Below are 20,574 nucleotides of genomic sequence, written 5' to 3' on the forward strand. Positions count from 1 at the left end.
GAGGGGTGACGCCGCGTTTCGATTGCTTGTATCATGGGGACAGGTACCTAATCGTCTAAATCCAGATGAATAACGGCGGGTGCCGGGTTTTCCAACCCTGCCGTTTGAGACCCATTGAAAGCCCCGAGGTGAAGCCATGCCCTATCGCGCTCCCGTTTCCGACTATGAGTTCCTGTTCCGCCACGGCGTCGCGTTCGATCAGATCGCGGCGACGGACCGGTTTTCGGAAGCCAGCGAAGATGTGGTGAGCGCAATTCTGACCGAAGCGGGCAAGATGTGCGAAGAGGTTATGGCCCCGCTACAACGCCCCGGTGATCTGGAGCCCGCGCGCCTGGAAAACGGCGTTCTGCGCACCTCGCCGGGCTATGGCGACGGTTGGAAAGCAATTGCCGAAGGCGGCTGGATCGGGATGAGCGCTGACCCGGAATATGGTGGTATGGGCCTGCCGATGACCCTGACCACGGCTGTTAACGAGATGATGTCGGCCGCCTGTCTGTCGCTGCAACTTGCCCCTTTGATGACCCAGGGCCAAATCGAGGCGTTGGAACATCACGCCAGCGACAGCTTGAAAGAACTGTATCTGCCCAAGATGATCGCAGGTGAATGGTCGGGCACAATGAACCTGACCGAACCGCAGGCCGGTTCAGATGTGGGTGCTCTGACCTCCAAAGCCGAGCCCAACGGTGATGGCACCTATGCGGTTTCGGGCCAAAAGATTTATATCTCGTGGGGCGATAACGATTTTGCCGAAAACATTTGCCATCTGGTGCTGGCGCGTCTGCCCGACGGTGTGCCCGGAACCAAAGGGATTTCGCTGTTCCTGGTGCCCAAGTACCTGCCGGATGAGAATGGGAACCCCGGCGTGGCCAATGACCTGAAGGTGGTTTCTTTGGAGCATAAAATGGGTCTGCACGGCTCGCCGACCTGTGTAATGCAGTATGACGGGGCCACCGGTTGGCTGGTGGGCAAGGAACATGGTGGTATGGCCGCGATGTTCACCATGATGAACAACGCTCGTCTGGGTGTCGGCGGGCAGGGCGTGGGTGCGGCCGAAGGGGCCTATCAGCACGCACTGGCCTATGCGCAGGAACGTAAGCAGGGCAAGACCCCCTCGGGCACCATCATCGACCATGCGGATGTGCGCCGGATGCTGATGGGTATGCGTGCCGATGTTTTTGCGGCGCGTGCAATTATGCTGGCCAACGCTGCGGCCATCGATATGGCCACAGCCACCGGGGATGCTGATTGGGTGGCGCGCGCAGCGCTGCTGACGCCAATCAGCAAGGTCTTTGGCACTGAAACCGGAATGCGGGTTTCGGAAACAGGGGTTCAGGTGCATGGCGGCATGGGCTTTATCGAGGAAACCGGCGCGGCGCAGTTCTATCGCGATGTGCGCGTGACCGCGATTTACGAAGGCACGAACGGCATTCAAGCGATGGACCTTGTCGCGCGCAAGATGATGGATGGCGGCGAGGCGGCGGGTCGCCTGCTGGACGAGATCGAAGATCACGCCGAAAAGGCCCGCGCAACCATGCCCGAACTTGCGGGCCCGGTTTGGGAAGCGACCGAAAGCTTGCGTGAAACCACCGAATGGCTGGTTTCGCAGAGCGATATGAACACCCGTTTTGCCGGTGCGGTGCCCTATCTTCATGCGTTTGCGCGCGTGTTGGGCGGACATTTTCACCTCAAGGCGGCGCTGGCTGCGGCCGATGGACCTCGGTTCAAGCTGGCGCGTTATTATATCAACGCGCTGCTGCCTGAATGTGCCGGTTTGTTGGCGCAGGCTCAGAATGGCGCTGACGACATCTACGCAATGGACGTAGATGAACTGGTGGCCTGATGGATGGAGATACCGCGCTGACGATCCGCTATCCTTGGCCCGAGCCTCCGGCACCAGGTGAAGCGATCGAGATTGCCGAAGGCGTGTTGTGGATGCGTCTGCCGCTGCCTATGGCGCTGGATCACGTCAATGTCTATGCGCTGGATGACGGCGATGGGTGGACGCTGATTGACACGGGGCTGTCCTCGAACAAGACCCGGCGCATCTGGACCGGCCTGATGGCCGGTCCGTTGGCTGGCAAGCCAGTCAAACGGGTGGTCGTCACACATCACCATCCTGATCACGTAGGCAACGCCGGGTGGTTTCAGTCCGAACACGGGGCCGAACTGGTCACGACCCGCACCGCCTGGCTGTTTTCCCGAATGCTGCAACTGGACGTCCAGGAAACTTGGCCGAACGAGACGCTGGATTATTACCGCAGCGCCGGCATGGATTCGGATTTCCTGGCCAAACGAATGACCGAACGGCCCTTTAACTTCTGCGACACGGTCTATCCGATGCCACTGGGCTTTACCCGGATCAAGCAGGGCAGCGTGATCCGCATGGGTGGGCGCGACTGGGACGTGCATATCGGCAATGGCCACGCGCCCGAACATGCCACCTTCTGGAGCCGCGACGACAATCTGGTGATCACCGGCGATCAGATCCTCAGCTCGATCAGCCCCAATCTGGGGGTCTACGTCACCGAGCCGCTGGCAGACCCGGTGGCCGAATGGCTGGACGCGTGCGAGCGTTTGCAGGGCCTCGCGCAGCCCGATCATCTGGCGCTGGGCGGGCACAAACTGCCCTTTACCGGGCTGCCGCTGCGGATGAAGCAATTGATCAACAACCATCACAGCGCGCTGGAACGTCTGACCGATTTTCTGAACACGCCTAAAACCGCCGCCGAGTGCTTTCCGCCCCTGTTCAAACGAGAGATCGGCAACGGCGAATATGGGCTGGCGCTGGTCGAGTCAGTTGCACATCTGAACCATCTCTATCACATTGGAGCGGTGACCCGGACGCGGCGCGCAGACGGGGCGTGGGAGTTTCAGCGCAAAGGGTAAAACCATGGACAAGATCGATACCTCGGCCGAGGCGGCAGAATCCGCAGCCCTTCCCCGATGCTACGAGGTCCATGCCAATCCTGACGCTCAATCCGGGGCACAGGAGTTGCCCAACACGCTGCAGAAACCGGTCGAGACCAAAAGCCCCGCGCAATGGGCTTACGAGCGGTTGATTCTCTATATCCAGAATTTCGAAAAGACGCTGGATGCCGATCACGAAGTTGCCATGGGCTTTACCGGTGGCGACGCTGGCGTGATGCGGATCGAAGGGATGGGCTATTTCGATCCGGACATGATCACGTTCTATGGATCGGATGCGACGGGCGCGAGGACGCAACTGGTGCAACACGTCAGTCAGTTGAACGTGATGCTGCGCGCCCTACCCAAATCGGTCGAGGATAAACCGGCCAACCGGATCGGGTTCAGGCTGGCGGCTGATCTGGAAGATAGCTGATTACCTGACTTGCAATTCACGTTTGCGCAGCCTTGAATGAGTGCACCATTCAGGAGGGGCGCGGCATGACGACTTTCGTTGACGTTACAAATGCCTACAGGGGGGCATGGGCGCGATGGCACGTTTTTGTGCCGGTATACATCGCCGTACGGCTGCTGCTGGTGGCCCTGATTGCGCCCGGCGTGGCGATTGCGGTGAACTTGGCGGTCTCGCTGTCCGATCAGACCGCCCTGACCGATCAGGATATCGCGGCTTTCATCCTGTCTCCGGTCGGCTTCGTGGTCGCGATCGCAGTGCTCAGCATCTTTCTGCTGGCTGAAGTGTTGGTGTTTTCCGTCATGGCCGGATCGCTGCGGATGGGGGAAAGCGACGCGTGGCGGGCGGGCAGTTCCGCGATCCGTTTGATCCTGTCGCGCTTGCCTGCGCTCTTTAGTTTTGCCGCGCGGTTTATTTTGCGGGTTTTGCTGTTGATTCTGCCTTTCGCGGCCGTCTCGGCCCTGATCGCGTGGTGGACGCTGACTGAATATGACATCAACTACTACCTGACTTTTCAGCCTCCGTCCTTCTGGATTGCGGTAGGGCTGATCGGGGCGGTTATGTTGGCGATGGCATCGGTGTTGATCCGCCGGCTGTCGGCCTGGGCGCTGGGTCTGCATCTGGTCCTGTTCGAAGGGGTTGCTCCGGCTAGCGCCTTTAACATCAGCGCCAACCGGATGGAGGGTAAACGCGGGCGGTTGAAAATTGAGCTGGCGATTTGGCTTGTCCTGCGCCTTGTCATTGCCGGTTTGATCGCAACCGTTGCAGGGCTTCTGTTCGATCTGGTTCCGTTGCAAGGAGCGGCGCATCTGCGGCTGGCACTGATCTATAGCCTGATCGTTGCGGGTCTGTGGTCGCTGGCCGGGCTGATCCTGGCGGCAACTGCACTGGGCGCTCTGGCCGTGTTGCTGGATGGGTTTTTCGAGATCAAGACCTCGGAACCGCCGCACCCAGAGCCGGGCAACCTGCGTGTGCCGCTTTTGGGCGCCGTCGGTGCGGCCGCTGTAGCGGTGCTGATCGGGCTATGGCTGGGGCAAGGTCTGCTTGAGAACATTCAGGCCCCAGACCGGGCCGAGGTTATTGGACACCGGGGCGCGGCGGCGTTGCGGCCCGAAAACACCATGGCTGCTGTTGAAAAAGCGATCGAGGATGGCGCGGATTGGGTCGAGATCGACGTGCAAGAATCGGCGGATGGTGTTGTAATTGTGGCCCATGACAGTGATTTCATGAAACTGGCCGGTGTGCCCACCAAGGTTTGGGATGCCACGATGGAAGACGTGGCCGAGATCGACATCGGCAGTTGGTTCGATCCTGAATACGCCGATGTACGCACCCCGACACTGCGACAGGTTTTGGAGGCAGCCAAAGGCAGATCCAAGGTTATTATCGAGTTGAAATATTACGGCCACGACGTCGATCTGGAAAACCGCGTCGCCGCGCTGGTGGAAGAGTTCGAGATGCAGGACGACATCGCGACCATGTCGCTGAAATACCCCGCGGTGCAAAAGATGAAAAAGTTGCGCCCAGATTGGCGCGCTGGTGTTCTGGCGGCCACTGCCGTCGGCGATCTGTCCGGGTTGGAGGGTGAATTTGTCGCCGTCAACGCAGCGATGGCAACGCCGGGATTGGTGCGCAACGTTCAGGCGGCAGGCAAGGATATCTATGTCTGGACTGTAAACGATCCACTGCAAATGTCGGCCATGGCCTCAATGGGTGTGGACGGGTTAATCACCGACCGCCCCGCCATGGCAAATGAGGTCCTGCGCGTTCGTGCCGAGATGGGTCCGGCTGAACGCCTGCTGTTGTGGTTCGCTACCACCTTCGGAATGTCTGTCGATACCGAGACGATGCGCGATGAAAGCCCTTAAGTCAGCCATCCTTGTGATATTGATGGCGGAACCTGCGGTAGCACAGGACATCCTGCGCAATCTTGAAATGCCCGCCCACCGCGCGTTGATTGCAGCTGCGGCCGGTTCCCCTCTGACGCCATTTGAAACCGACGGCTGTTCTGGCGGTTTGTCATCAAGCTGGCGCTTCGTGGCCGAAACCTTTCCCAAGTTCCGCGCGCTTTATCAGACGCATCCGCCGTGGGAATATTGCTGCGTGACCCATGACCGCGCATATCACAATGCAGGAGCCGGGCTTTTTGCTGAGGACAGCTATACCGCGCGCCTGTCTGCCGATGACACGCTGCGCGCCTGCGTCAAGCAGCACGGCGCCGATCACGCCCAAGAATATGCTGTTCTCTACGATATGACTCCCGACCAGATTCGCACCGCCCATTCGGTCACGGCCGAGGCGATGTATGCAGCGGTCCGGTTTGGGGGTGCGCCATGCTCGGGGCTGCCCTGGCGTTGGGGGTTTGGGTATCCGGGATGTTCGGTGTTTCCGTCTCTTGCACCTGCGCGCGAATGACGTGGTGACAGCCCTTGGATTTTCGATTATCCAACATTTCAAATACGCGAATTGGGAATCTTTCAGATGGCTGAACACAAGCACGGCGAAATGGACATCAAAGTTCAGGAAAAAACCTTTGACGGCTTTATCAAGGCCACCACCTGGTGCGTGGTTGCGATTGCCTTCCTGTGCCTCTTCTTGGCGGTTTTCGCCTCCTAAATTCAAGAATCGGGGTCGGTTGTGATCAGGATTTTTATGGCCTGCCTGCTGGCAGTGACAGTGGCCGGCTGCACCGGATCGCAACGCCCGCAAGCCGAGCAGGCCGAGATCGTGTCGCGATCTTATCGTGATCCCGGGCCGTCGACCCTGACCCTTTATACGATGATCAGCACCCGGACGGGTTCGGGTGCCCACACGTCGCTGATGATCAGTGGCAGTGAAAGGGTGATCTTTGACCCTGCGGGATCATTCCGGGCGGATGTGGTGCCGATCAAGGACGACGTCCTGTACGGCATCACCCCCAACGTGGAACGCGCTTATCGCAGCAGCCATGCGCGCGAAACGCATTATGCGCGCATCCAAACCGTCGAAGTGACCCCCCAGCAGGCCGAGATTGCCCTGCAGCTTGCCAAGCAGTCAGGGCCGGTTGCAGGTGCGTTTTGCGCCAATTCGACGGCTCAGTTGCTGCAGCAGGTGCCGGGGTTCGAGCAGATCGAAACCACCTTTTATCCCGTCAAGCTGTCGGACCAATTTGCCCAGCTACCGGGTGTTCAAACCGCCGAGTACCGGGAAAACGACGACGCCGATCTGCAAACCGGTCTCGCCTTCAACAATGCGCGTTTGAACCAGTTGGAGGCTAGCTCAGCCCAATAGGTAGAGCAGTCCGTAAAGCGTTGCGGCCCCGCTGAAGATGGCTGCGATCACGTTCTTGGTGACAATCCCGACGGCCAGCGTGACCGCAGCGGCGGTCATTCTTGGGACATCTGGCTGCCCTTCGGTCGCGGTGGGCCAGACCACCAAGGGCGCGATCAGGGCCGGTACTATAGCCACCGCCGTGTAACGCAGGTGCCGCAGCAGCCATGCGGGCATCGGGCGGTCGCCAACGATGCCGATAAAAGTAAAGCGCAGGGCAAAGCTGCCCACGGCCAACCCGAGGATGATGATCCAGATGGTGGTCGTGTCGATGTGAGTCATGATTTCCTACGCTCCAGAAACAGCTCGGCCTGCGCACCTGCGATCATGCCCGCCGTGCCAGCAATCAACAGACCCAGATTAAAGGGCACAGCCACGGTCAACAGCGCGACCACGATGGCAACCAGAGCGGCGATTACATGCGCTAGCGTGCGCATCATCGGGCCGATCATGGCCAGAAAGGTGATCGGTAGCGCAAAGTCCAGCGCCCAGCTTTCGGGAATTTGCGTGCCCAGAACCGCCCCCAGATAGGTCGCCAACAACCACAACGGGGTCAGCGGCGTTGCGGTGCCAAAGAAATAGACCATGCGTTGCGGGATGGTCATGTCCGGCTCTTTTTCGAACCGCATGATCGAGCAGGCATAGGTCTGGTCCACCGTCAGATAAGCCGCACAGGCCCGCTGCCACAGCGGTGCCGCCCCCAGATACGGCGTCAGCGAGGCGGAATACATCGCAACCCGCAAGTTCACCGCCAAAGCCGAGGCCAGCACGATCGCAGTGGGTGTATTGTCCTGCAAAAGCTGCAAGGCGGTGAACTGGGCGGCCCCGGCAAAGACGGTGGCGGAAAAAGCCAGCGTTTGTACGACGTTCAGCCCGGCTTCGGTCGAAAAGACGCCGAACAGGGTACCAAAGGGGATCGCAACAAAGATGAACGGCGTCCCGTCGCGAAAACCCTTCCAGAAGTATGACTTGGATGTGGTGTCTGCCATGGCTAAATCCTATGGTGTTATCCGCAGCAGTAGCGGTCTTGGGAAAGGGTTGCAATTGGCCACCGAACAGAACCTGTCAGACTATCTCATTGCCCCTGATCCGGGCGCTGCCCGCCTGACCCGCGCGGTCGAGGGCGTGGACCAGAATGGTGAGGTCAGCCACATCTCGGTGGTCGAGGAACGCCCGCTGACCATTTTCCTCAACTCGCAGGAAATCGTGACGGCGATGACAATTGGTGATTATCCCGAATATCTGGCACTGGGCTTCCTGCGCAATCAGGGGATGCTGCTGGCCGATGATGACATCACCCGCGTTGACTATGACGACGATCTGGAAACCGTGGTCGTGCGGACCGCGCGTGAGACATCCTATGAGGACAAGCTCAAGAAAAAGACCCGCACCAGTGGCTGCGCAGTGGGCACGGTCTTTGGCGATATGATGGAGGGGCTCGAGGGTGTGCGCCTGCCACAGGTTCAGGTTCGGACCTCGTGGCTGTATGATTTGGCCGCCAAGATCAACCGCACGCCGTCATTGTACCTTGAAGCCGGGGCGATTCACGGCACGGTGCTGTGCCACGAAAGTCGCCCTCTGGTCTATATGGAAGACGTGGGTCGTCACAACGCGGTCGACAAAATCGCGGGCTGGATGCTGTCCGAGGGCGCGGTGGCCGAGGACAAGATCCTCTATACGACGGGCCGTCTGACCTCCGAGATGGTGATCAAAACGGCGATGATGGGCATTCCGGTGCTGGCGTCTCGATCCGGGTTTACGGCGTGGGGCGTCGAGATCGCACGCGAGGTCGGCCTGACCCTGATCGGTCGCATGCGCGGGCAGCGGTTCGTGTGCCTGTCGGGTGAGGACCGTCTGCTGCGCGACATCGACCCGGCCAGCGTGGCGGTCGAGGATAAGAAACATCGCAGGAAGAGTGCGGGATGATCTTTGATGTTCTTTACCTTATTCTCTTATTTGTTCTTTCGATCAGCATCTTACCGCTGGGCGTTCTTGCCGCGTGGAACTACTCACGCAGCAAAAGAACCGTTGTAGAGGGAATGGCTCGATTGGACGAAAACACTCTGGATCGATTGGGTTGGGAGGCAAGAGAATACATCGGGGCTTTTGATCTGCGGGCTCCATTTCGATTGGGTTGGAACACGTGGGGGCTGGCTGTCAAGAAGCAGAACGTCGCCCTGCAGCGCACTCTATTGCGCGGTTTGCCAACTGGAGTTGACGTCTCAGATGAAACCAGAAAATCGGTTCACCGGTTCCGTCGCTATTTCAGTTTTTTTGTCGTGCCGGTAGCGGTCGTTATCCTGTTTCCAGCTTACATTCGTCTGAGCCATGATATGGCTAGCTTTTCCGGCCTGCCATTGTACGCGTGTTTCATTTTGCTGGGTTTGGGTGTCGGGCTTTCTATATTCATTCCCCCGGAAAAATTCCAAAGATGGCCAGAGATCGAGAACCAAACATGACCAAACCCCTCGGAGTTATCCTCGCCGGAGGACTGGCGACCCGGATGGGAGGTGGCGACAAAGGGCTGCAGCGCATCGGCGGGCAGAGCCTGCTTGGTCATGTGATCGACCGCTTAGCCCCGCAGGTGGACAGTCTGGCGCTGAACGCCAATGGCGATCCCGCGCGGTTTTCCGACCTGAACCTGCCGGTGATCGCGGACACGGTCGAAGGGTTCGCGGGCCCTCTGGCCGGTGTTCTGGCTGGGCTGGACTGGGCCGCCGAAGAAGGGGCCGATTGCATCGTCACCGCCGCTGCCGACACGCCATTTTTTCCGCGCGATCTGGTGGCCAGACTGGTAGACGCCGCCGAAGGGCAGACCCATCCGCTTGTGCTGGCCACCACGCCGCGCACGGGGGATGAGGCGCTGAAATCCGGCGGTGGCAAACGTGTCAACCGGCACCCGACCTTTGGCCTCTGGCCCGTTGCGCTGCGCGATGATCTGCGGGCTGCGTTGCAGGACGGTTTGCGCAAAGTGGTGATCTGGACCGATCAGCACGACGGGCGCGAGGCGCTGTTCCCCGCCGACCCGTTCGATCCGTTCTTCAACGTCAACACGCCCGACGATCTGGCGCGGGCCGAACAACTGTTGGAGCAGGCATGAGGGTCTACGGCGTCACCGGCTGGAAAAACGCGGGCAAAACCGGGCTGATGGAGCGTCTGGTGGCCGAGATCACCGGTCGGGGGTTTTCGGTGTCGACGCTCAAACACGCGCACCACAGCGTCGATGTGGATCAACCCGGCACCGACAGCTATCGCCACCGAACGGCGGGCGCGTCCGAGGTGCTGCTGGCCTCGGGTCAGCGTCTCGCGATCATGCAAGAACTGCGCGGTGCGCCCGAGCCTTCGATGGCGGATCTGCTGGCCCGGCTGTCTCCGGTCGATCTGGTGCTGATCGAAGGGTTCAAACGCGAGGACCACCCCAAGATTGAGGCCTTCCGGGCCGAGGCCGGGAACGCTCTGATGGCCCCTGGAAACCCGACGATCCGCGCCGTGGCCAGCGACACGCCGCTAAAGGTCGACCAACCGGTTTTTGACCTGAACGATACCGCCGCGATTGCCGATTATATCCTGAACGAGGTAGGGCTATGACCAAACCCGACATCGCACCTCCGCCCTTGCGCAACGATTGTTTTGCTTTGCCCGCCGGGGTGAACTGGACCCCGGTCGAGGACGCGCTGTCCTTGCTGCGCGACCGGCTGACCGTGGTTGCGGGCGTGGAAACCGTGCCCTTGGCGCAGGCCACAGGGCGTATTCTCCCGCAGGAGGTTATCGCCCAACGTTCGAATCCGCCGCAGCCCAATACGGCGGTGGATGGCTATGGCTTTGCCGGGGCCGCGCCTGACGGGCCGCAAGTGATGCCGCTGCATCCGGGGCGCGCGGCGGCTGGGATACCGTTTGACGGCTTGGTGCCCGCAGGCCATGCGCTGCGTGTGCTGACCGGGGCAGCGCTGCCTGCGGGCGTTGATACCGTCATTTTGGAAGAGGACGTGACAGTTCAGGACGGGCACATTGCATTTCACGGACCCCTGAAACGCGGCGCAAATACCCGCAAGGCAGGCGAGGATGTGGCTGAGGGCGACGCGGTTCTGCCCGCCGGACGTCGCCTGACCCCGGCCGATCTGGCGCTGTTGTCGGCCACCGGTCTGGCCGAGGTTCCGGTGCGCAAAGTGCTGCGCGTGGCGGTTCTGTCCACGGGGGATGAACTGGTCGAACCCGGTGAATCCGCCGGTCCGGGCCAGATTTACGATGCCAACCGTCCGATGCTGTTGTCCTTGTTGGAACGCATGGGGTTTGAGGCGGTCGATATGGGCCGGGTGCCCGACGACCGCGAGGCGTTGCGGACTTGTCTGAACCAAGCCGCTGAACGAGCGGATGTGATCCTGACCAGTGGCGGCGCGTCTGCCGGGGATGAGGACCATGTCTCGGCCCTGTTGCGGCAGGCAGGGGCGATGCAGGAATGGCGGATTGCACTGAAACCGGGTCGGCCTCTGGCGCTTGGGATGTGGGACGGAACGCCTGTGTTCGGCCTGCCGGGAAACCCGGTGGCCGCGTTGGTTTGCACGTTGATCTTTGCACGTCCTGCCTTGGGTTTGTTGGCAGGCGAGGGTTGGCTGGAGCCGCAAGGATTCGACGTGCCCGCCGCCTTCGAGAAACGTAAGAAACCGGGCCGCCGCGAATACCTGCGCGCCCGTGTGCGCGATGGACGGGTCGAGGTCTTTGCATCCGAAGGATCAGGCCGGATCAGCGGGCTGAGTTGGGCAGAGGGTCTGGTCGAGATTGAGGATGGCGCGCGCCATATCCAACCGGGCGACCTCGTCCGGTTCATCCCGTATGGCAGTTTCGGTCTTTAATCGAAGGTCCCGGCAACCCGTCCCAACAGCATGAACGCCCGCGCGGTGCGTGTATCGCCCAAGGCGGTCAGATCAGCGTCACTGGCTTCGGGTTCAAACTCGATAATCATATGGTCGAACCGGCGCAGGAAATGGTGGGCTGCGTCCCGGAAAATCGGGTCTTGCTTCATCCGGGCCGAGGTCAGCGCCAGAGAGGAGCGGTCCCGGATGCCGCCCAAGGCCGCCACGGATCGGCCCCGCGCGCCTTGCGCAAATTGCCGCCAAATCTCGGGGCGCGCCATGTCGGGGCGCAGGTCATCCATGTAGATGCCTTCCTGGCTAAGCAAGGTCAGAACATCCTGAGACGCCTGTACCAGTTGCGCCGCCTTGCGATCCTTCAGCGCCAGCCGCAGGGCGTTGAACCCTTCGGTATCTTCCTGGGTTTCCGGGAAATTCAGTGCGCGAATAAACACATCATTGCTGAGCGGGGGCGCGATATCTTCGGCCTGCGTACCCAGTTCCAGCGTGGTCTGATCCCCGTTTGCGTTGGGCGATTTCCCTCGCACCGGCTCAGTACGTTGGGTCGAGAATGTGGCCAGCGCGGTTTCGGTCTTCTTCGCGGTCTCAGCGATCTGGTCCAGCTTTTGCGTGACCGCAGGCTCATACCCGCTGGAGCTGCGCTGTTGCTGGGCGATGAACGTATTGCGCAACGCATCGATCGAGGTTTGCAGCCGCGTGCTTTCCTCGCGCATGATACGGCTGGCCCGCATCGCAGTCGCTGCAACCCAGATCATCGCAACGGGCATGAACACCGCCAGCAATGTCACCACAAAGCCGCCACCTTCGACCTTGTCGGGCAGCACCAGAAACACGACCGAAACGATCAGCCAGATAACGCTGAGCGCGATGGCCGCGATCTCGATCTCGGTCAGGGCAGGCAAGGCGGGCTTGTCATAGATACCCAGCGAAGTTGGCTGCTCGGCTTCCTGCTCTGTCGTGGGGTCGGACATGCGTGCGCTCCGGGGTCAGGCGTATTCGATAGTCAAGATCTCATACGAGCGCACGCCGCCGGGGGTGCGCACTTCGACGCTGTCGCCTTCATCCTTGCCGATCAGCGCGCGGGCGATAGGGGATTTGATGTTCAGCAGACCCGCTTCGATATTGGCCTCATACTCGCCCACGATCTGCCAGGTCTTTTCTTCGTCGGTATCTTCATCAACCAACGTGACCTTGGCGCCGAATTTCACAGCACCGGACAGCTTTGCCGGGTCGATCACGTCGGCCAGCGACAGGATGCCTTCAAGCTCTTTGATCCGGCCTTCGATAAAGCCCTGTTTTTCGCGGGCCGAGTGGTATTCGGCGTTTTCTTTCAGATCGCCCAACTCTCGGGCCGAGGCTATGGCCTCGATGATCGCAGGGCGCTCGACGGATTTGAGGTTTTTGAGCTCGGCTGCGAGCGCGGCATTGCCCGCAGGCGTCATTGGAATTTTTTCCATATTCTTGTCGTCCACGCGTAAAGTGATTAGCCCCGCCGCACGAAATAGGCGCCGGGGCGAATGAATGGGTCGTCAATTACCTGACCCAAATGGCGTGGAAAATGCAAGGGGGCTAAATCGCCCCGATGCGGATTACAGCCTAGGCGTAGCTGATCACCTCGAATTCGATGCCATTGTCATCATCGAAATAGAATCGTTTGCCCGGTTCGTAATCCGCGTGGGATTTTGGCGTGAATCCGGCCTTGACGACTTTGGCCTCGGTTTCGTCGATATCTTCGACCAGAATACCCACATGGTTCAGCCCGCCCACGATGTCATAGCTGCTTTCGGACGACGGTTTCGGATCGCTGGGCGCATAAAGCGCCAGATAGGTGTGCGCGCTGCCAACATGGACGGTGTATCCTCCGGCAATGGCCGGACCCTCCCACCGGGTTTTCCAGCCAAAGACGTCGTGCATCCACTTGGCCGAAGCCTGCGGGTCGCTGACGGTAAAGTTGGTGTGTTCAAGCGTCGCCATCATGGGATCTCCTTTGCGAATTGAGGCTTGTCCCGACTCACCGTAATTTCTAAACCTAACTTTAGGTCAAGAGATTTATAGAGGTTGAAATGGCGGTATCCGAAGGACTGGCAATTGGAGCTTTGGCCCGGCGCACAGGATTAGCGGTGTCGGCCATTCGCTACTATGAGGCGCAGGGGCTGATCACACCGTGGCGCAATGCGGGCGGGCAAAGGCGCTATCAGCGTGCCGATATCCGGCGGTTAAGTTTTGTTATGATCGCCCAGCAATTCGGTCTGTCCCTGCCGGAAATTCGTCAGGTGCTGTCGGGCCTGCCCGGAAACCGCACTCCCACGCCGCAGGATTGGAAAGAGATCAGCGTCGGGCTGCGCGCGCACCTGGATCAGCGAATCGACACGTTGACCCGGCTGCGGGACAATCTGGATGGCTGTATCGGCTGTGGTTGTCTGAGCTTGCCCAAATGCGCGCTCTACAATCCCGATGACCGGGCAAAATCCAAGGGAAGCGGCCCCAGATACCTCATGGGGGACACTCCTGAGGGCTGAAGTGTCGAATAGCGGCATTGTTACGCCGTGTTTCGATTGACCTATGTCTTTCTCAGCATGTAATCAGCCGTGAAACAAAATTGCGCCAGCCAAGCTGAAACAGCGCCAATTCGGAAAGTTAGCTAAGGAGCCCACGATGGCCGATATTGAACGCGAAGCGATGGAATATGATGTGGTGATCGTGGGCGCAGGTCCTGCGGGCCTGTCGGCGGCCATCCGTCTGAAACAACTGGATGCCGATCTGAACGTCGTGGTGCTTGAGAAAGGCTCGGAAGTGGGCGCGCACATCCTGTCGGGCGCGGTGCTGGACCCGTGCGGCCTGGATGCCCTGATCCCGGACTGGAAAGAAAAGGGCGCGCCGCTGAACGTGCCGGTGCATGAAGACAATTTCTATATGCTGGGTGAAGCCGGTCAGATACGTATCCCAAACTTCCCCATGCCGCCGCTGATGAACAACCACGGTAACTACATCGTCTCGATGGGCAATGTCTGTCGCTGGATGGCCGAACAGGCCGAAGAGCTAGGCGTGGAAATCTTCCCTGGCATGGCCTGCTCGGAGCTGGTCTATGGTGAGAATGGCAAAGTCAAAGGCGTGGTCGCCGGTGTCTTCGGTCTGGAAGCGGATGGTTCCTATGGCCCCAACACCGAACCGGGGATGGAACTGCACGGCAAATACGTCTTCCTGTCGGAAGGCGTCCGTGGCTCGCTGTCCAAGGAAGTGATCGCCAAATACGACCTGCAAGCTGGGAAAGAGCCGCAGAAATACGGCGTCGGCATGAAAGAGATCTGGGAGATCGACCCGGCCAAGCACAAGGAAGGCACCGTGACCCACACCATGGGCTGGCCCTTGGGCAGCAATGCGGGTGGCGGATCGTTCATTTATCACCTGGAAAACAATCAGGTCTATGTCGGTTTCGTGGTGCACTTGAACTACAAAAACCCGCACCTGTATCCCTACATGGAGTTCCAGCGCTTCAAGCATCACCCGATGGTGGCCGAACTGCTGAAAGGCGGCAAGCGCGTGGCCTACGGTGCCCGTGCGATCACCGAGGGCGGCTATCAGTCGATGCCCAAGCTGGTGGCTCCGGGCGTGGCGCTGCTGGGCTGTTCGGCGGGCATGGTCAACGTGCCGCGCATCAAGGGCAACCACAACGCGATGCTGTCGGGCAAGGCCGCAGCCGAGGCCGCCTTTGACGCCATCAAAGCCGACCGCTCGGGTGACGAACTGACCGCTTATGAGACCGACGTACGCGACGGCGCTATCGGTGCAGACCTGAAGAAGGTGCGCAACGTCAAACCGATCTGGTCGAAATGGGGCCTGACCGCATCGCTGATGCTGGGTGGTCTGGACATGTGGACCAATACGCTGGGCTTTTCGCTGTTCGGTACCGTGGGCCATGGCAAGAACGACGCCGAGGCGACTGAGGACGCCAGCAAACACAATCCCATCGACTATCCCAAACCCGATGGTGTGCTGTCTTTCGACCGTCTGACTAACGTCTCCTTCGCGGCCACCAACCACGAAGAAAGCCAACCCTGCCACCTGAAGCTGGCAGACCCGGCGATCCCAGTCAGCGTCAACCTGCCCAAGTTCGATGAACCGGCACAGCGCTACTGCCCGGCGGGTGTCTACGAAATGGTCGAAGACGAGAACGGCCCGCGATTCGTCATCAACTTCCAGAACTGTGTTCACTGCAAGACCTGCGATATCAAGGATCCCAGCCAGAACATCACCTGGACCACGCCGCAGGGCGGTGACGGGCCGAATTATCCCAACATGTAAGCAAAAAACAGGCAATGGCGGCGTCGTGAAGGCGTGGCCATTGCCTCTTTCCGACCGAAGCCCTAGCTTGTGTGGCAGTCAACAATAGCAAGGCAGGATTTCGGTGGCATCCCGTTTACGTCGCGCAGCACTGGCTGTGCTGTTTACTTCTACCTTTGCCATTCCGTCACTCGCAGACACGGGGTCCGGGGCGTATCTTGCCGGGCGTCAGGCAATTTTCCAAAGCGATTACGCGGCGGCCGAGCAGTATTATTCCGAAGCGCTGCAGGCTGATCCCGAAAACAATCAACTTCTTGAAAGCGTGGTCGTGGCCCGCTTGTCGCTGGGCGAGATCAAGCGTGCCCTGCCTGTCGCTGAGGCGATAGAGGAGCGTGGCATGCCAAGCCAGGCGGCGCGCATGGTGATCGCTGCTAATTTGGTCGCAGATGGCGCGTTGGACGAATTTCTGGAGCGCGACCCGGAAACGCAGGGCGTTGGGCCGCTGGTTGATGGCCTGATGATGGGTTGGGCCCATATGGGTCAGGGCGCGATGACCAAGGCGATGGAACAGTTCGACCAGGTCTCGACCCAGGAAGGCCTGCGAGAATTCGCGATGTACCACAAGGCACTGGCGCTGGCTTCAGTCGGGGATTTCGAAGGGGCCGAGGCGATCTTTTCGGCGGATAACGATGCGGTCGCGCGGTTCACTCGCCGTGCCGCGCTGGCCCGAACCGAGGTATTGTCGCAACTGGACCGAAACGAGGATGCGTTGCTTTTCCTCAGCACAGTGTTTGCCGCCGGAAGCGATCCGTCCATCGAAGGGTATGAGGCGCGATTGGCCGCGGGTGAGACCTTGCCATTTACCCATGTCCGTACCCCGCAGGATGGCATGGCCGAGGTGTTCTTTTCCGTCGGTGCCGCGCTTAGCAGCGAAGCCGCCCAAACCTATGTACTGCTATATGCGCAGGTCGCCGCGTTCCTGCGCACAGACCATGTCGACGCGATCTTGCTGACGGCTGAACTGCTGGATGCGTTGGAGCAATATGATCTGGCGGTTCAAGCTTATCGCCGGGTTCCCGCTGACAGCAGCGACTACCATGCCGCCGAACTGGGTCGGGCCGAGGTTCTAAGCCGCGCAGGCAAAACCGATGCCGCGGCCGAAGTATTGCAATCCCTCGCCGCGCAAAGCCCGGATTTGCCCAGCGTGCATGTGGCATTGGCTGATTTGCAGCGGCGGCAAGAGGATTACGCTGAGGCCGTTCAGACCTATGACAAGGCCATCGAACTGATCGAGGAAGGTGCGGGCAGCAATTGGTTCCTGCACTACGCCCGAGGCATCTCGCATGAGCGTCTCAAGCAATGGGATCAGGCCGAGGCCGACTTCCGCCGCGCGTTGGAACTGAACCCGGACCAGCCGCAGGTGCTGAACTATCTGGGCTATTCGCTGGTCGAGCGGCAGGAAAAGCTGGATGAGGCGCTGGACATGATCGAACGCGCCGTGGCAGCCCGCCCGGACAGTGGCTATATCGTTGACAGCCTGGGCTGGGTTCTGTTCCGTCTAGGCCGCTATGACGAAGCCGTGGGCCATATGGAACGCGCGGTCGAGCTGATGCCGGTTGATCCGGTGGTCAACGACCATTTGGGCGATGTTTACTGGGCTGTTGGCCGCGCGCGCGAGGCTGAGTTCCAGTGGAAACGCGCCCTGTCCTTCATCGACCCCGAAGACACCGATGGTGAGGCTGACCCGGATCGCATACGCCGCAAGCTGGAAATCGGGCTGGACGCGGTTCTTGTCGAAGAAGGGGCCGAGCCGCTGAAGGTCGCCAATGAAGGCTGAGGCATTTGCCCCTGCCAAGATCAACCTGACCCTGCATGTGACCGGCCGCCGCGCGGATGGTTATCACCTGCTGGATTCGCTGGTGGTCTTTGCTGATGTAGGTGACACATTGCAGTTCACCCCGGGCGATGATCTGTCAATTTCTGTGGCGGGTGAACACGCTGTAGGAGTGCCGACAGACAGCCGAAATTTGGTCTGGAAAGCCGCACAGGCGGCGGGTTGGACCGGTCATATTGACTTGAACAAGGTGCTGCCGCATGGAGGCGGCATTGGGGGCGGGTCCTCGGACGCGGCGGCGACGCTTCGGATGGCGGCAAAGCAGGGCAGTACAGCTTCGCGCGACGTGGCCCTGTCGCTGGGGGCCGATATTCCGGTCTGCGTCACGGCTCGGGCCATGCGAATGCGGGGCATTGGGGACGATCTGACACCCGCTTCGCTGCCGTCTCTGCCAGCCCTGTTGGTCAACCCTGGCGTCGAAGTCCCCACCGGGCGCGTGTTTGCGGCATTGGAAAGCCGCGACAACCTGCCAATGCCCGCAGAGATCCCTGAATTTGAGACTGTCGAGACCTGCGCCGATTGGTTGCGGGATCAACGCAACGACCTTGAACCGCCAACAACGGGCTTGGCTCCCGAAGTCGCCCGCGTTTTGGATGAACTTGATAGCACCAAAGCGGCCCTTATGGCCCGCATGTCAGGGTCGGGTTCGACCTGTTTTGCGCTTTATCCCACGATGAAAGACGCGCATTTCGCCGCTTATGAGATTGGCGCAGCCCATCCCAATTGGTGGTGCCGCGCGACTCAGCTTAATTGAGGCGCGAAACCACGTAGTCGGCCAAATCACGCAACAGCGTGCGGATCTCGTGGTCGGGCAGGGCGTCCAGCGATGCTTTGGCCTTGTTCGCCCAGCCAAAGGCATCCGCTCGCGTCGCTTCAAGCGTACTGTACTTGGCCATTAGGCCAAGGGCATGGTCCAGATCGCCCTCTTCCTGACGACCGCGCCCAATAGTGCGCTCCCAGAAAGCGTGTTCGTCGGGCGTGGCCTGTGCCACAGCTTTGATCACTGGCAGGGTCAGCTTACGCTCGCGGAAATCATCGCCCACATTCTTACCTGTGGCTGCGCTGTCGCCTTGGTAATCCAGCAGATCATCCGCAATCTGGAACGCAATCCCCAGCGCGTCGCCATAGTCATAAAGCGCCTTGACCTGTTCCTCGGTTGCGCCGGAAATTACGCCACCCACCTCGGTCGCGGCCGAGAACAGCGCCGCCGTCTTACCGCGCACAACTTGCAGGTAAATCGCCTCGGTCGTGCCCAGATCGGTCGCGGCGGTCATTTGCAGCACTTCGCCTTCGGCAATCGTGGCCGAGGCATTGGCCAGGATATCCAGGACCCGCAGCGATCCTGTCTCAACCATCAACTGAAAGCTGCGGGAGAACAGGTAATCACCGACCAGAACGCTGGATTTGTTGTCCCACAGAAGGTTCGCAGTAGGCCGCCCGCGCCGCTGGGCACTTTCGTCGACCACATCATCATGCAGCAGGGTTGCGGTGTGAATAAACTCGACCGTCGCGGCCAGACGCACGTGGTGATCTCCGGCATAACCAAACAGCCGCGCCGCCGCCAAGGTCAGCATCGGGCGCAGGCGTTTGCCGCCTGCCTCGACCAGATGCGCGGTGACTTCGGGAATGCGCGGCGCGTGTTCTGACGCCATGCGCGTGCGGATCAACTCGTTGACCGCGCCCATCTCGCCCGTCAGGATTTCCGCCAAACGCTCATGCGGTTTTGTGACCGTGTCGATATTCATCACACCCTTGATACAAGGCTCGACATCGCGGCCGCCTTGCCCTTACATCCATCCCCATGAAAGAACTTTTGCGCAGCACTGATCCGACGATTCTGGCCTTTGCATCCGCTCTTCTTGAGGGCGAGGATATAGACTGCTTTCAGATGGACGTAAATATGAGCATCCTCGAAGGTGGTATCGGAATCTTCCCTCGCCGCTTGATGGTGCGCGCGGATGACCTGACCCGCGCCGAACGTGTCATGCACGACAATGATATCCCTTTGGGTCGATGACACTGTTTGCTGACGCCGACCTGACCCGAAATGACTTTTTGGGAGGACGTGTGCGCCTGCGGCAACCCCGTAAGGGGTACCGCGCAGGCGTGGACCCTGTTTTATTGGCCGCATCTGTACCCTCAAAGCCCGGCCAGACGGTTCTGGAATTGGGGTGTGGTGCTGGGGCCGCCGTTTTATGCCTGCTGGCGCGGGTGCCAGACCTGCAGGCTGTGGGGGTCGAATTGCAGCCTGCTTATGCTGATCTTGCGCGTCGGAATGCCGCTGAGAACGGCACCACGCTTGAGGTTTTTGAGGCTGATCTGACCGCTTTGCCGTCCGATCTCAAACAGCGCCAGTTCGATCACGTTATTGCGAACCCGCCCTATTATCGGGCCGGAGCGCACAGCCCTGCGGCGGATGAAGGCCGTAGCGCCGCATTGGGTGAAAACACGCCGTTGAACCTTTGGATCGAGACTGCGGCCAAACGCCTTGCCCCCCGGGGTTATCTGCACATGATTCAGAAAGCGGACCGGTTACCAGATATGCTGGCCGCCTGCGAGGGGTGCTTGGGGTCTGTCGAAGTATTGCCATTATCCGCCCGTGTTGGTCGACGTGCTGAACTGGTTATTCTGAGGGCTAGAAAGGGCGGAAAAGCCGCGTTTCAACTGCATGCCCCGCTGGTTCTCCATTCAGGTGAGCGCCATGAGGTAGACGGTGACAGTTACACTCCGCCAGTTTCGGCCGTATTGCGCGAAGGGGCTGGCTTGCCCGAATTTTCCAGCTGACAGGCATTAACCAGCCGATTTTGTCGGATTTGTTATATTTTCTATGCACCCGCAGCGTGACA

The 20,574-nt window shown here is 60.0% G+C and carries 24 protein-coding genes; 18 read left to right on the forward strand and 6 right to left on the reverse strand.

Annotation, left to right across the window (positions count from 1 at the left end; genetic code table 11):
- The first annotated feature begins 136 nt into the window (after positions 1-136).
- The 7 genes from ACR0CA_RS15455 (at position 137) to ACR0CA_RS15485 (ending at position 6,646) form a co-directional block, all read left to right on the forward strand.
- Positions 137-1,840: an acyl-CoA dehydrogenase family protein gene (locus ACR0CA_RS15455; RefSeq protein WP_170789674.1), complete on the forward strand. Its 1,704-nt coding sequence runs from the start codon at positions 137-139 to the stop codon at positions 1,838-1,840.
- On the forward strand, positions 1,840-2,886 hold the full coding sequence (locus ACR0CA_RS15460) for an MBL fold metallo-hydrolase (RefSeq protein ID WP_480900073.1): 1,047 nt from the start codon (positions 1,840-1,842) through the stop codon (positions 2,884-2,886). Before ACR0CA_RS15455 ends, ACR0CA_RS15460 begins: the two co-directional genes overlap by 1 nt.
- 4 nt (positions 2,887-2,890) lie before the next feature.
- A complete protein-coding gene (locus ACR0CA_RS15465; protein WP_480858283.1) occupies positions 2,891-3,340 on the forward strand; it encodes a DUF6173 family protein in 450 nt (149 codons plus the stop codon).
- A gap of 65 nt (positions 3,341-3,405) precedes the next feature.
- Positions 3,406-5,244 carry a glycerophosphodiester phosphodiesterase family protein gene (locus ACR0CA_RS15470; RefSeq protein ID WP_480900075.1) on the forward strand — a complete coding sequence of 613 codons (1,839 nt, stop codon included), beginning with the start codon at positions 3,406-3,408 and terminating at the stop codon, positions 5,242-5,244.
- Between the two features lie 22 nt (positions 5,245-5,266).
- Complete coding sequence (locus ACR0CA_RS15475; RefSeq protein WP_480900077.1) at positions 5,267-5,791, forward strand: hypothetical protein; 525 nt, start codon at positions 5,267-5,269, stop codon at positions 5,789-5,791.
- A 66-nt stretch (positions 5,792-5,857) separates the two neighbouring features.
- Positions 5,858-5,992 (forward strand): aa3-type cytochrome c oxidase subunit IV, encoded by a 135-nt coding sequence (locus ACR0CA_RS15480; protein ID WP_170772630.1) that lies wholly within the window; start codon positions 5,858-5,860, stop codon positions 5,990-5,992.
- A gap of 21 nt (positions 5,993-6,013) precedes the next feature.
- Positions 6,014-6,646 carry a hypothetical protein gene (locus tag ACR0CA_RS15485; RefSeq protein WP_480900079.1) on the forward strand — a complete coding sequence of 211 codons (633 nt, stop codon included), beginning with the start codon at positions 6,014-6,016 and terminating at the stop codon, positions 6,644-6,646.
- Here ACR0CA_RS15485 and ACR0CA_RS15490 read toward each other — a convergent pair.
- Both ACR0CA_RS15490 and ACR0CA_RS15495 read right to left on the reverse strand, forming a co-directional pair.
- Positions 6,635-6,967, reverse strand: a complete 333-nt coding sequence (locus tag ACR0CA_RS15490; protein ID WP_170772626.1) for an AzlD domain-containing protein — start codon at positions 6,965-6,967, stop codon at positions 6,635-6,637. The two genes, ACR0CA_RS15485 and ACR0CA_RS15490, sit on opposite strands and share 12 nt — an antisense overlap.
- Positions 6,964-7,674: an AzlC family ABC transporter permease gene (locus ACR0CA_RS15495; protein WP_170772624.1), complete on the reverse strand. Its 711-nt coding sequence runs from the start codon at positions 7,672-7,674 to the stop codon at positions 6,964-6,966. Before ACR0CA_RS15495 ends, ACR0CA_RS15490 begins: the two co-directional genes overlap by 4 nt.
- Positions 7,675-7,723: 49 nt before the next feature.
- Here ACR0CA_RS15495 and ACR0CA_RS15500 point away from each other — a divergent pair, with 49 nt between their 5' ends.
- The 5 genes from ACR0CA_RS15500 to ACR0CA_RS15520 are packed head-to-tail and all read left to right on the forward strand — an operon-like array spanning position 7,724 to position 11,535.
- The gene (locus ACR0CA_RS15500; protein ID WP_480876222.1) at positions 7,724-8,611 is read left to right on the forward strand and encodes a formate dehydrogenase accessory sulfurtransferase FdhD; all 888 of its coding nucleotides are present in this window, start codon (positions 7,724-7,726) and stop codon (positions 8,609-8,611) included.
- Positions 8,608-9,144 carry a hypothetical protein gene (locus ACR0CA_RS15505; protein ID WP_480900082.1) on the forward strand — a complete coding sequence of 179 codons (537 nt, stop codon included), beginning with the start codon at positions 8,608-8,610 and terminating at the stop codon, positions 9,142-9,144. Before ACR0CA_RS15500 ends, ACR0CA_RS15505 begins: the two co-directional genes overlap by 4 nt.
- Positions 9,141-9,785 carry a molybdenum cofactor guanylyltransferase MobA gene (gene mobA, locus ACR0CA_RS15510; protein WP_480900084.1) on the forward strand — a complete coding sequence of 215 codons (645 nt, stop codon included), beginning with the start codon at positions 9,141-9,143 and terminating at the stop codon, positions 9,783-9,785. Before ACR0CA_RS15505 ends, mobA begins: the two co-directional genes overlap by 4 nt.
- Positions 9,782-10,273 (forward strand): molybdopterin-guanine dinucleotide biosynthesis protein B, encoded by a 492-nt coding sequence (gene mobB, locus ACR0CA_RS15515; protein ID WP_480900086.1) that lies wholly within the window; start codon positions 9,782-9,784, stop codon positions 10,271-10,273. Before mobA ends, mobB begins: the two co-directional genes overlap by 4 nt.
- Entirely contained in the window at positions 10,270-11,535 is a 1,266-nt protein-coding gene (locus ACR0CA_RS15520; protein ID WP_480900088.1) for a molybdopterin-binding protein, read from the forward strand. The genes mobB and ACR0CA_RS15520 overlap by 4 nt, the downstream gene beginning before the upstream one ends.
- Here ACR0CA_RS15520 and ACR0CA_RS15525 read toward each other — a convergent pair.
- From ACR0CA_RS15525 to ACR0CA_RS15535, 3 genes are all read right to left on the reverse strand, one after another.
- A complete protein-coding gene (locus ACR0CA_RS15525; RefSeq protein ID WP_170772613.1) occupies positions 11,532-12,524 on the reverse strand; it encodes a hypothetical protein in 993 nt (330 codons plus the stop codon). The two genes, ACR0CA_RS15520 and ACR0CA_RS15525, sit on opposite strands and share 4 nt — an antisense overlap.
- Positions 12,525-12,539: 15 nt before the next feature.
- Complete coding sequence (gene greA / locus ACR0CA_RS15530) at positions 12,540-13,010, reverse strand: transcription elongation factor GreA (RefSeq protein WP_170772611.1); 471 nt, start codon at positions 13,008-13,010, stop codon at positions 12,540-12,542.
- Positions 13,011-13,149: 139 nt separating this feature from the next.
- Positions 13,150-13,530 (reverse strand): VOC family protein, encoded by a 381-nt coding sequence (locus ACR0CA_RS15535; RefSeq protein ID WP_480900090.1) that lies wholly within the window; start codon positions 13,528-13,530, stop codon positions 13,150-13,152.
- A gap of 86 nt (positions 13,531-13,616) precedes the next feature.
- Between ACR0CA_RS15535 and soxR the strand changes: the two genes are divergently transcribed.
- The 4 genes from soxR to ACR0CA_RS15555 all read left to right on the forward strand — a co-directional run bounded on the left by soxR (position 13,617) and on the right by ACR0CA_RS15555 (position 18,482).
- Entirely contained in the window at positions 13,617-14,072 is a 456-nt protein-coding gene (soxR, locus tag ACR0CA_RS15540) for a redox-sensitive transcriptional activator SoxR (protein ID WP_170772607.1), read from the forward strand.
- Between the two features lie 136 nt (positions 14,073-14,208).
- A complete protein-coding gene (locus ACR0CA_RS15545) occupies positions 14,209-15,855 on the forward strand; it encodes an electron transfer flavoprotein-ubiquinone oxidoreductase (RefSeq protein WP_480900092.1) in 1,647 nt (548 codons plus the stop codon).
- A gap of 103 nt (positions 15,856-15,958) precedes the next feature.
- Complete coding sequence (locus ACR0CA_RS15550) at positions 15,959-17,671, forward strand: tetratricopeptide repeat protein (protein ID WP_480900094.1); 1,713 nt, start codon at positions 15,959-15,961, stop codon at positions 17,669-17,671.
- Entirely contained in the window at positions 17,661-18,482 is an 822-nt protein-coding gene (locus tag ACR0CA_RS15555; protein WP_480900096.1) for a 4-(cytidine 5'-diphospho)-2-C-methyl-D-erythritol kinase, read from the forward strand. The genes ACR0CA_RS15550 and ACR0CA_RS15555 overlap by 11 nt, the downstream gene beginning before the upstream one ends.
- On the opposite strand, the gene ACR0CA_RS15560 is transcribed toward ACR0CA_RS15555, so the two are convergent.
- Positions 18,475-19,473: a polyprenyl synthetase family protein gene (locus tag ACR0CA_RS15560; RefSeq protein WP_480900097.1), complete on the reverse strand. Its 999-nt coding sequence runs from the start codon at positions 19,471-19,473 to the stop codon at positions 18,475-18,477. The two genes, ACR0CA_RS15555 and ACR0CA_RS15560, sit on opposite strands and share 8 nt — an antisense overlap.
- Before the next feature lie 56 nt (positions 19,474-19,529).
- On the opposite strand from ACR0CA_RS15560, the gene ACR0CA_RS15565 reads away from it, so the two are divergent.
- Positions 19,530-19,745 (forward strand): putative signal transducing protein, encoded by a 216-nt coding sequence (locus ACR0CA_RS15565; RefSeq protein ID WP_170353555.1) that lies wholly within the window; start codon positions 19,530-19,532, stop codon positions 19,743-19,745.
- A complete protein-coding gene (locus ACR0CA_RS15570) occupies positions 19,742-20,512 on the forward strand; it encodes a tRNA1(Val) (adenine(37)-N6)-methyltransferase (protein ID WP_480900099.1) in 771 nt (256 codons plus the stop codon). The genes ACR0CA_RS15565 and ACR0CA_RS15570 overlap by 4 nt, the downstream gene beginning before the upstream one ends.
- Positions 20,513-20,574 lie beyond the last annotated feature (62 nt).

The organism is Ruegeria sp. F12 (genome assembly GCF_056533885.1).

Coding starts and splice junctions, on each gene's coding strand:
- ACR0CA_RS15570 (WP_480900099.1), top strand. CDS start 19,742: ATGACACTGTTTGCTGACGCCGACCTGACCCGAAATGACTTTTTGGGA.
- ACR0CA_RS15455 (WP_170789674.1), top strand. CDS start 137: ATGCCCTATCGCGCTCCCGTTTCCGACTATGAGTTCCTGTTCCGCCAC.
- soxR (WP_170772607.1), top strand. CDS start 13,617: ATGGCGGTATCCGAAGGACTGGCAATTGGAGCTTTGGCCCGGCGCACA.
- ACR0CA_RS15505 (WP_480900082.1), top strand. CDS start 8,608: ATGATCTTTGATGTTCTTTACCTTATTCTCTTATTTGTTCTTTCGATC.
- ACR0CA_RS15525 (WP_170772613.1), bottom strand. CDS start 12,524: ATGTCCGACCCCACGACAGAGCAGGAAGCCGAGCAGCCAACTTCGCTG.
- ACR0CA_RS15535 (WP_480900090.1), bottom strand. CDS start 13,530: ATGATGGCGACGCTTGAACACACCAACTTTACCGTCAGCGACCCGCAG.
- ACR0CA_RS15475 (WP_480900077.1), top strand. CDS start 5,267: ATGGCGGAACCTGCGGTAGCACAGGACATCCTGCGCAATCTTGAAATG.
- mobA (WP_480900084.1), top strand. CDS start 9,141: ATGACCAAACCCCTCGGAGTTATCCTCGCCGGAGGACTGGCGACCCGG.
- ACR0CA_RS15560 (WP_480900097.1), bottom strand. CDS start 19,473: ATGAATATCGACACGGTCACAAAACCGCATGAGCGTTTGGCGGAAATC.
- ACR0CA_RS15565 (WP_170353555.1), top strand. CDS start 19,530: ATGAAAGAACTTTTGCGCAGCACTGATCCGACGATTCTGGCCTTTGCA.
- ACR0CA_RS15520 (WP_480900088.1), top strand. CDS start 10,270: ATGACCAAACCCGACATCGCACCTCCGCCCTTGCGCAACGATTGTTTT.
- ACR0CA_RS15470 (WP_480900075.1), top strand. CDS start 3,406: ATGACGACTTTCGTTGACGTTACAAATGCCTACAGGGGGGCATGGGCG.
- greA (WP_170772611.1), bottom strand. CDS start 13,010: ATGGAAAAAATTCCAATGACGCCTGCGGGCAATGCCGCGCTCGCAGCC.
- ACR0CA_RS15545 (WP_480900092.1), top strand. CDS start 14,209: ATGGCCGATATTGAACGCGAAGCGATGGAATATGATGTGGTGATCGTG.
- ACR0CA_RS15480 (WP_170772630.1), top strand. CDS start 5,858: ATGGCTGAACACAAGCACGGCGAAATGGACATCAAAGTTCAGGAAAAA.
- ACR0CA_RS15460 (WP_480900073.1), top strand. CDS start 1,840: ATGGATGGAGATACCGCGCTGACGATCCGCTATCCTTGGCCCGAGCCT.
- ACR0CA_RS15465 (WP_480858283.1), top strand. CDS start 2,891: ATGGACAAGATCGATACCTCGGCCGAGGCGGCAGAATCCGCAGCCCTT.
- ACR0CA_RS15490 (WP_170772626.1), bottom strand. CDS start 6,967: ATGACTCACATCGACACGACCACCATCTGGATCATCATCCTCGGGTTG.
- ACR0CA_RS15555 (WP_480900096.1), top strand. CDS start 17,661: ATGAAGGCTGAGGCATTTGCCCCTGCCAAGATCAACCTGACCCTGCAT.
- mobB (WP_480900086.1), top strand. CDS start 9,782: ATGAGGGTCTACGGCGTCACCGGCTGGAAAAACGCGGGCAAAACCGGG.
- ACR0CA_RS15495 (WP_170772624.1), bottom strand. CDS start 7,674: ATGGCAGACACCACATCCAAGTCATACTTCTGGAAGGGTTTTCGCGAC.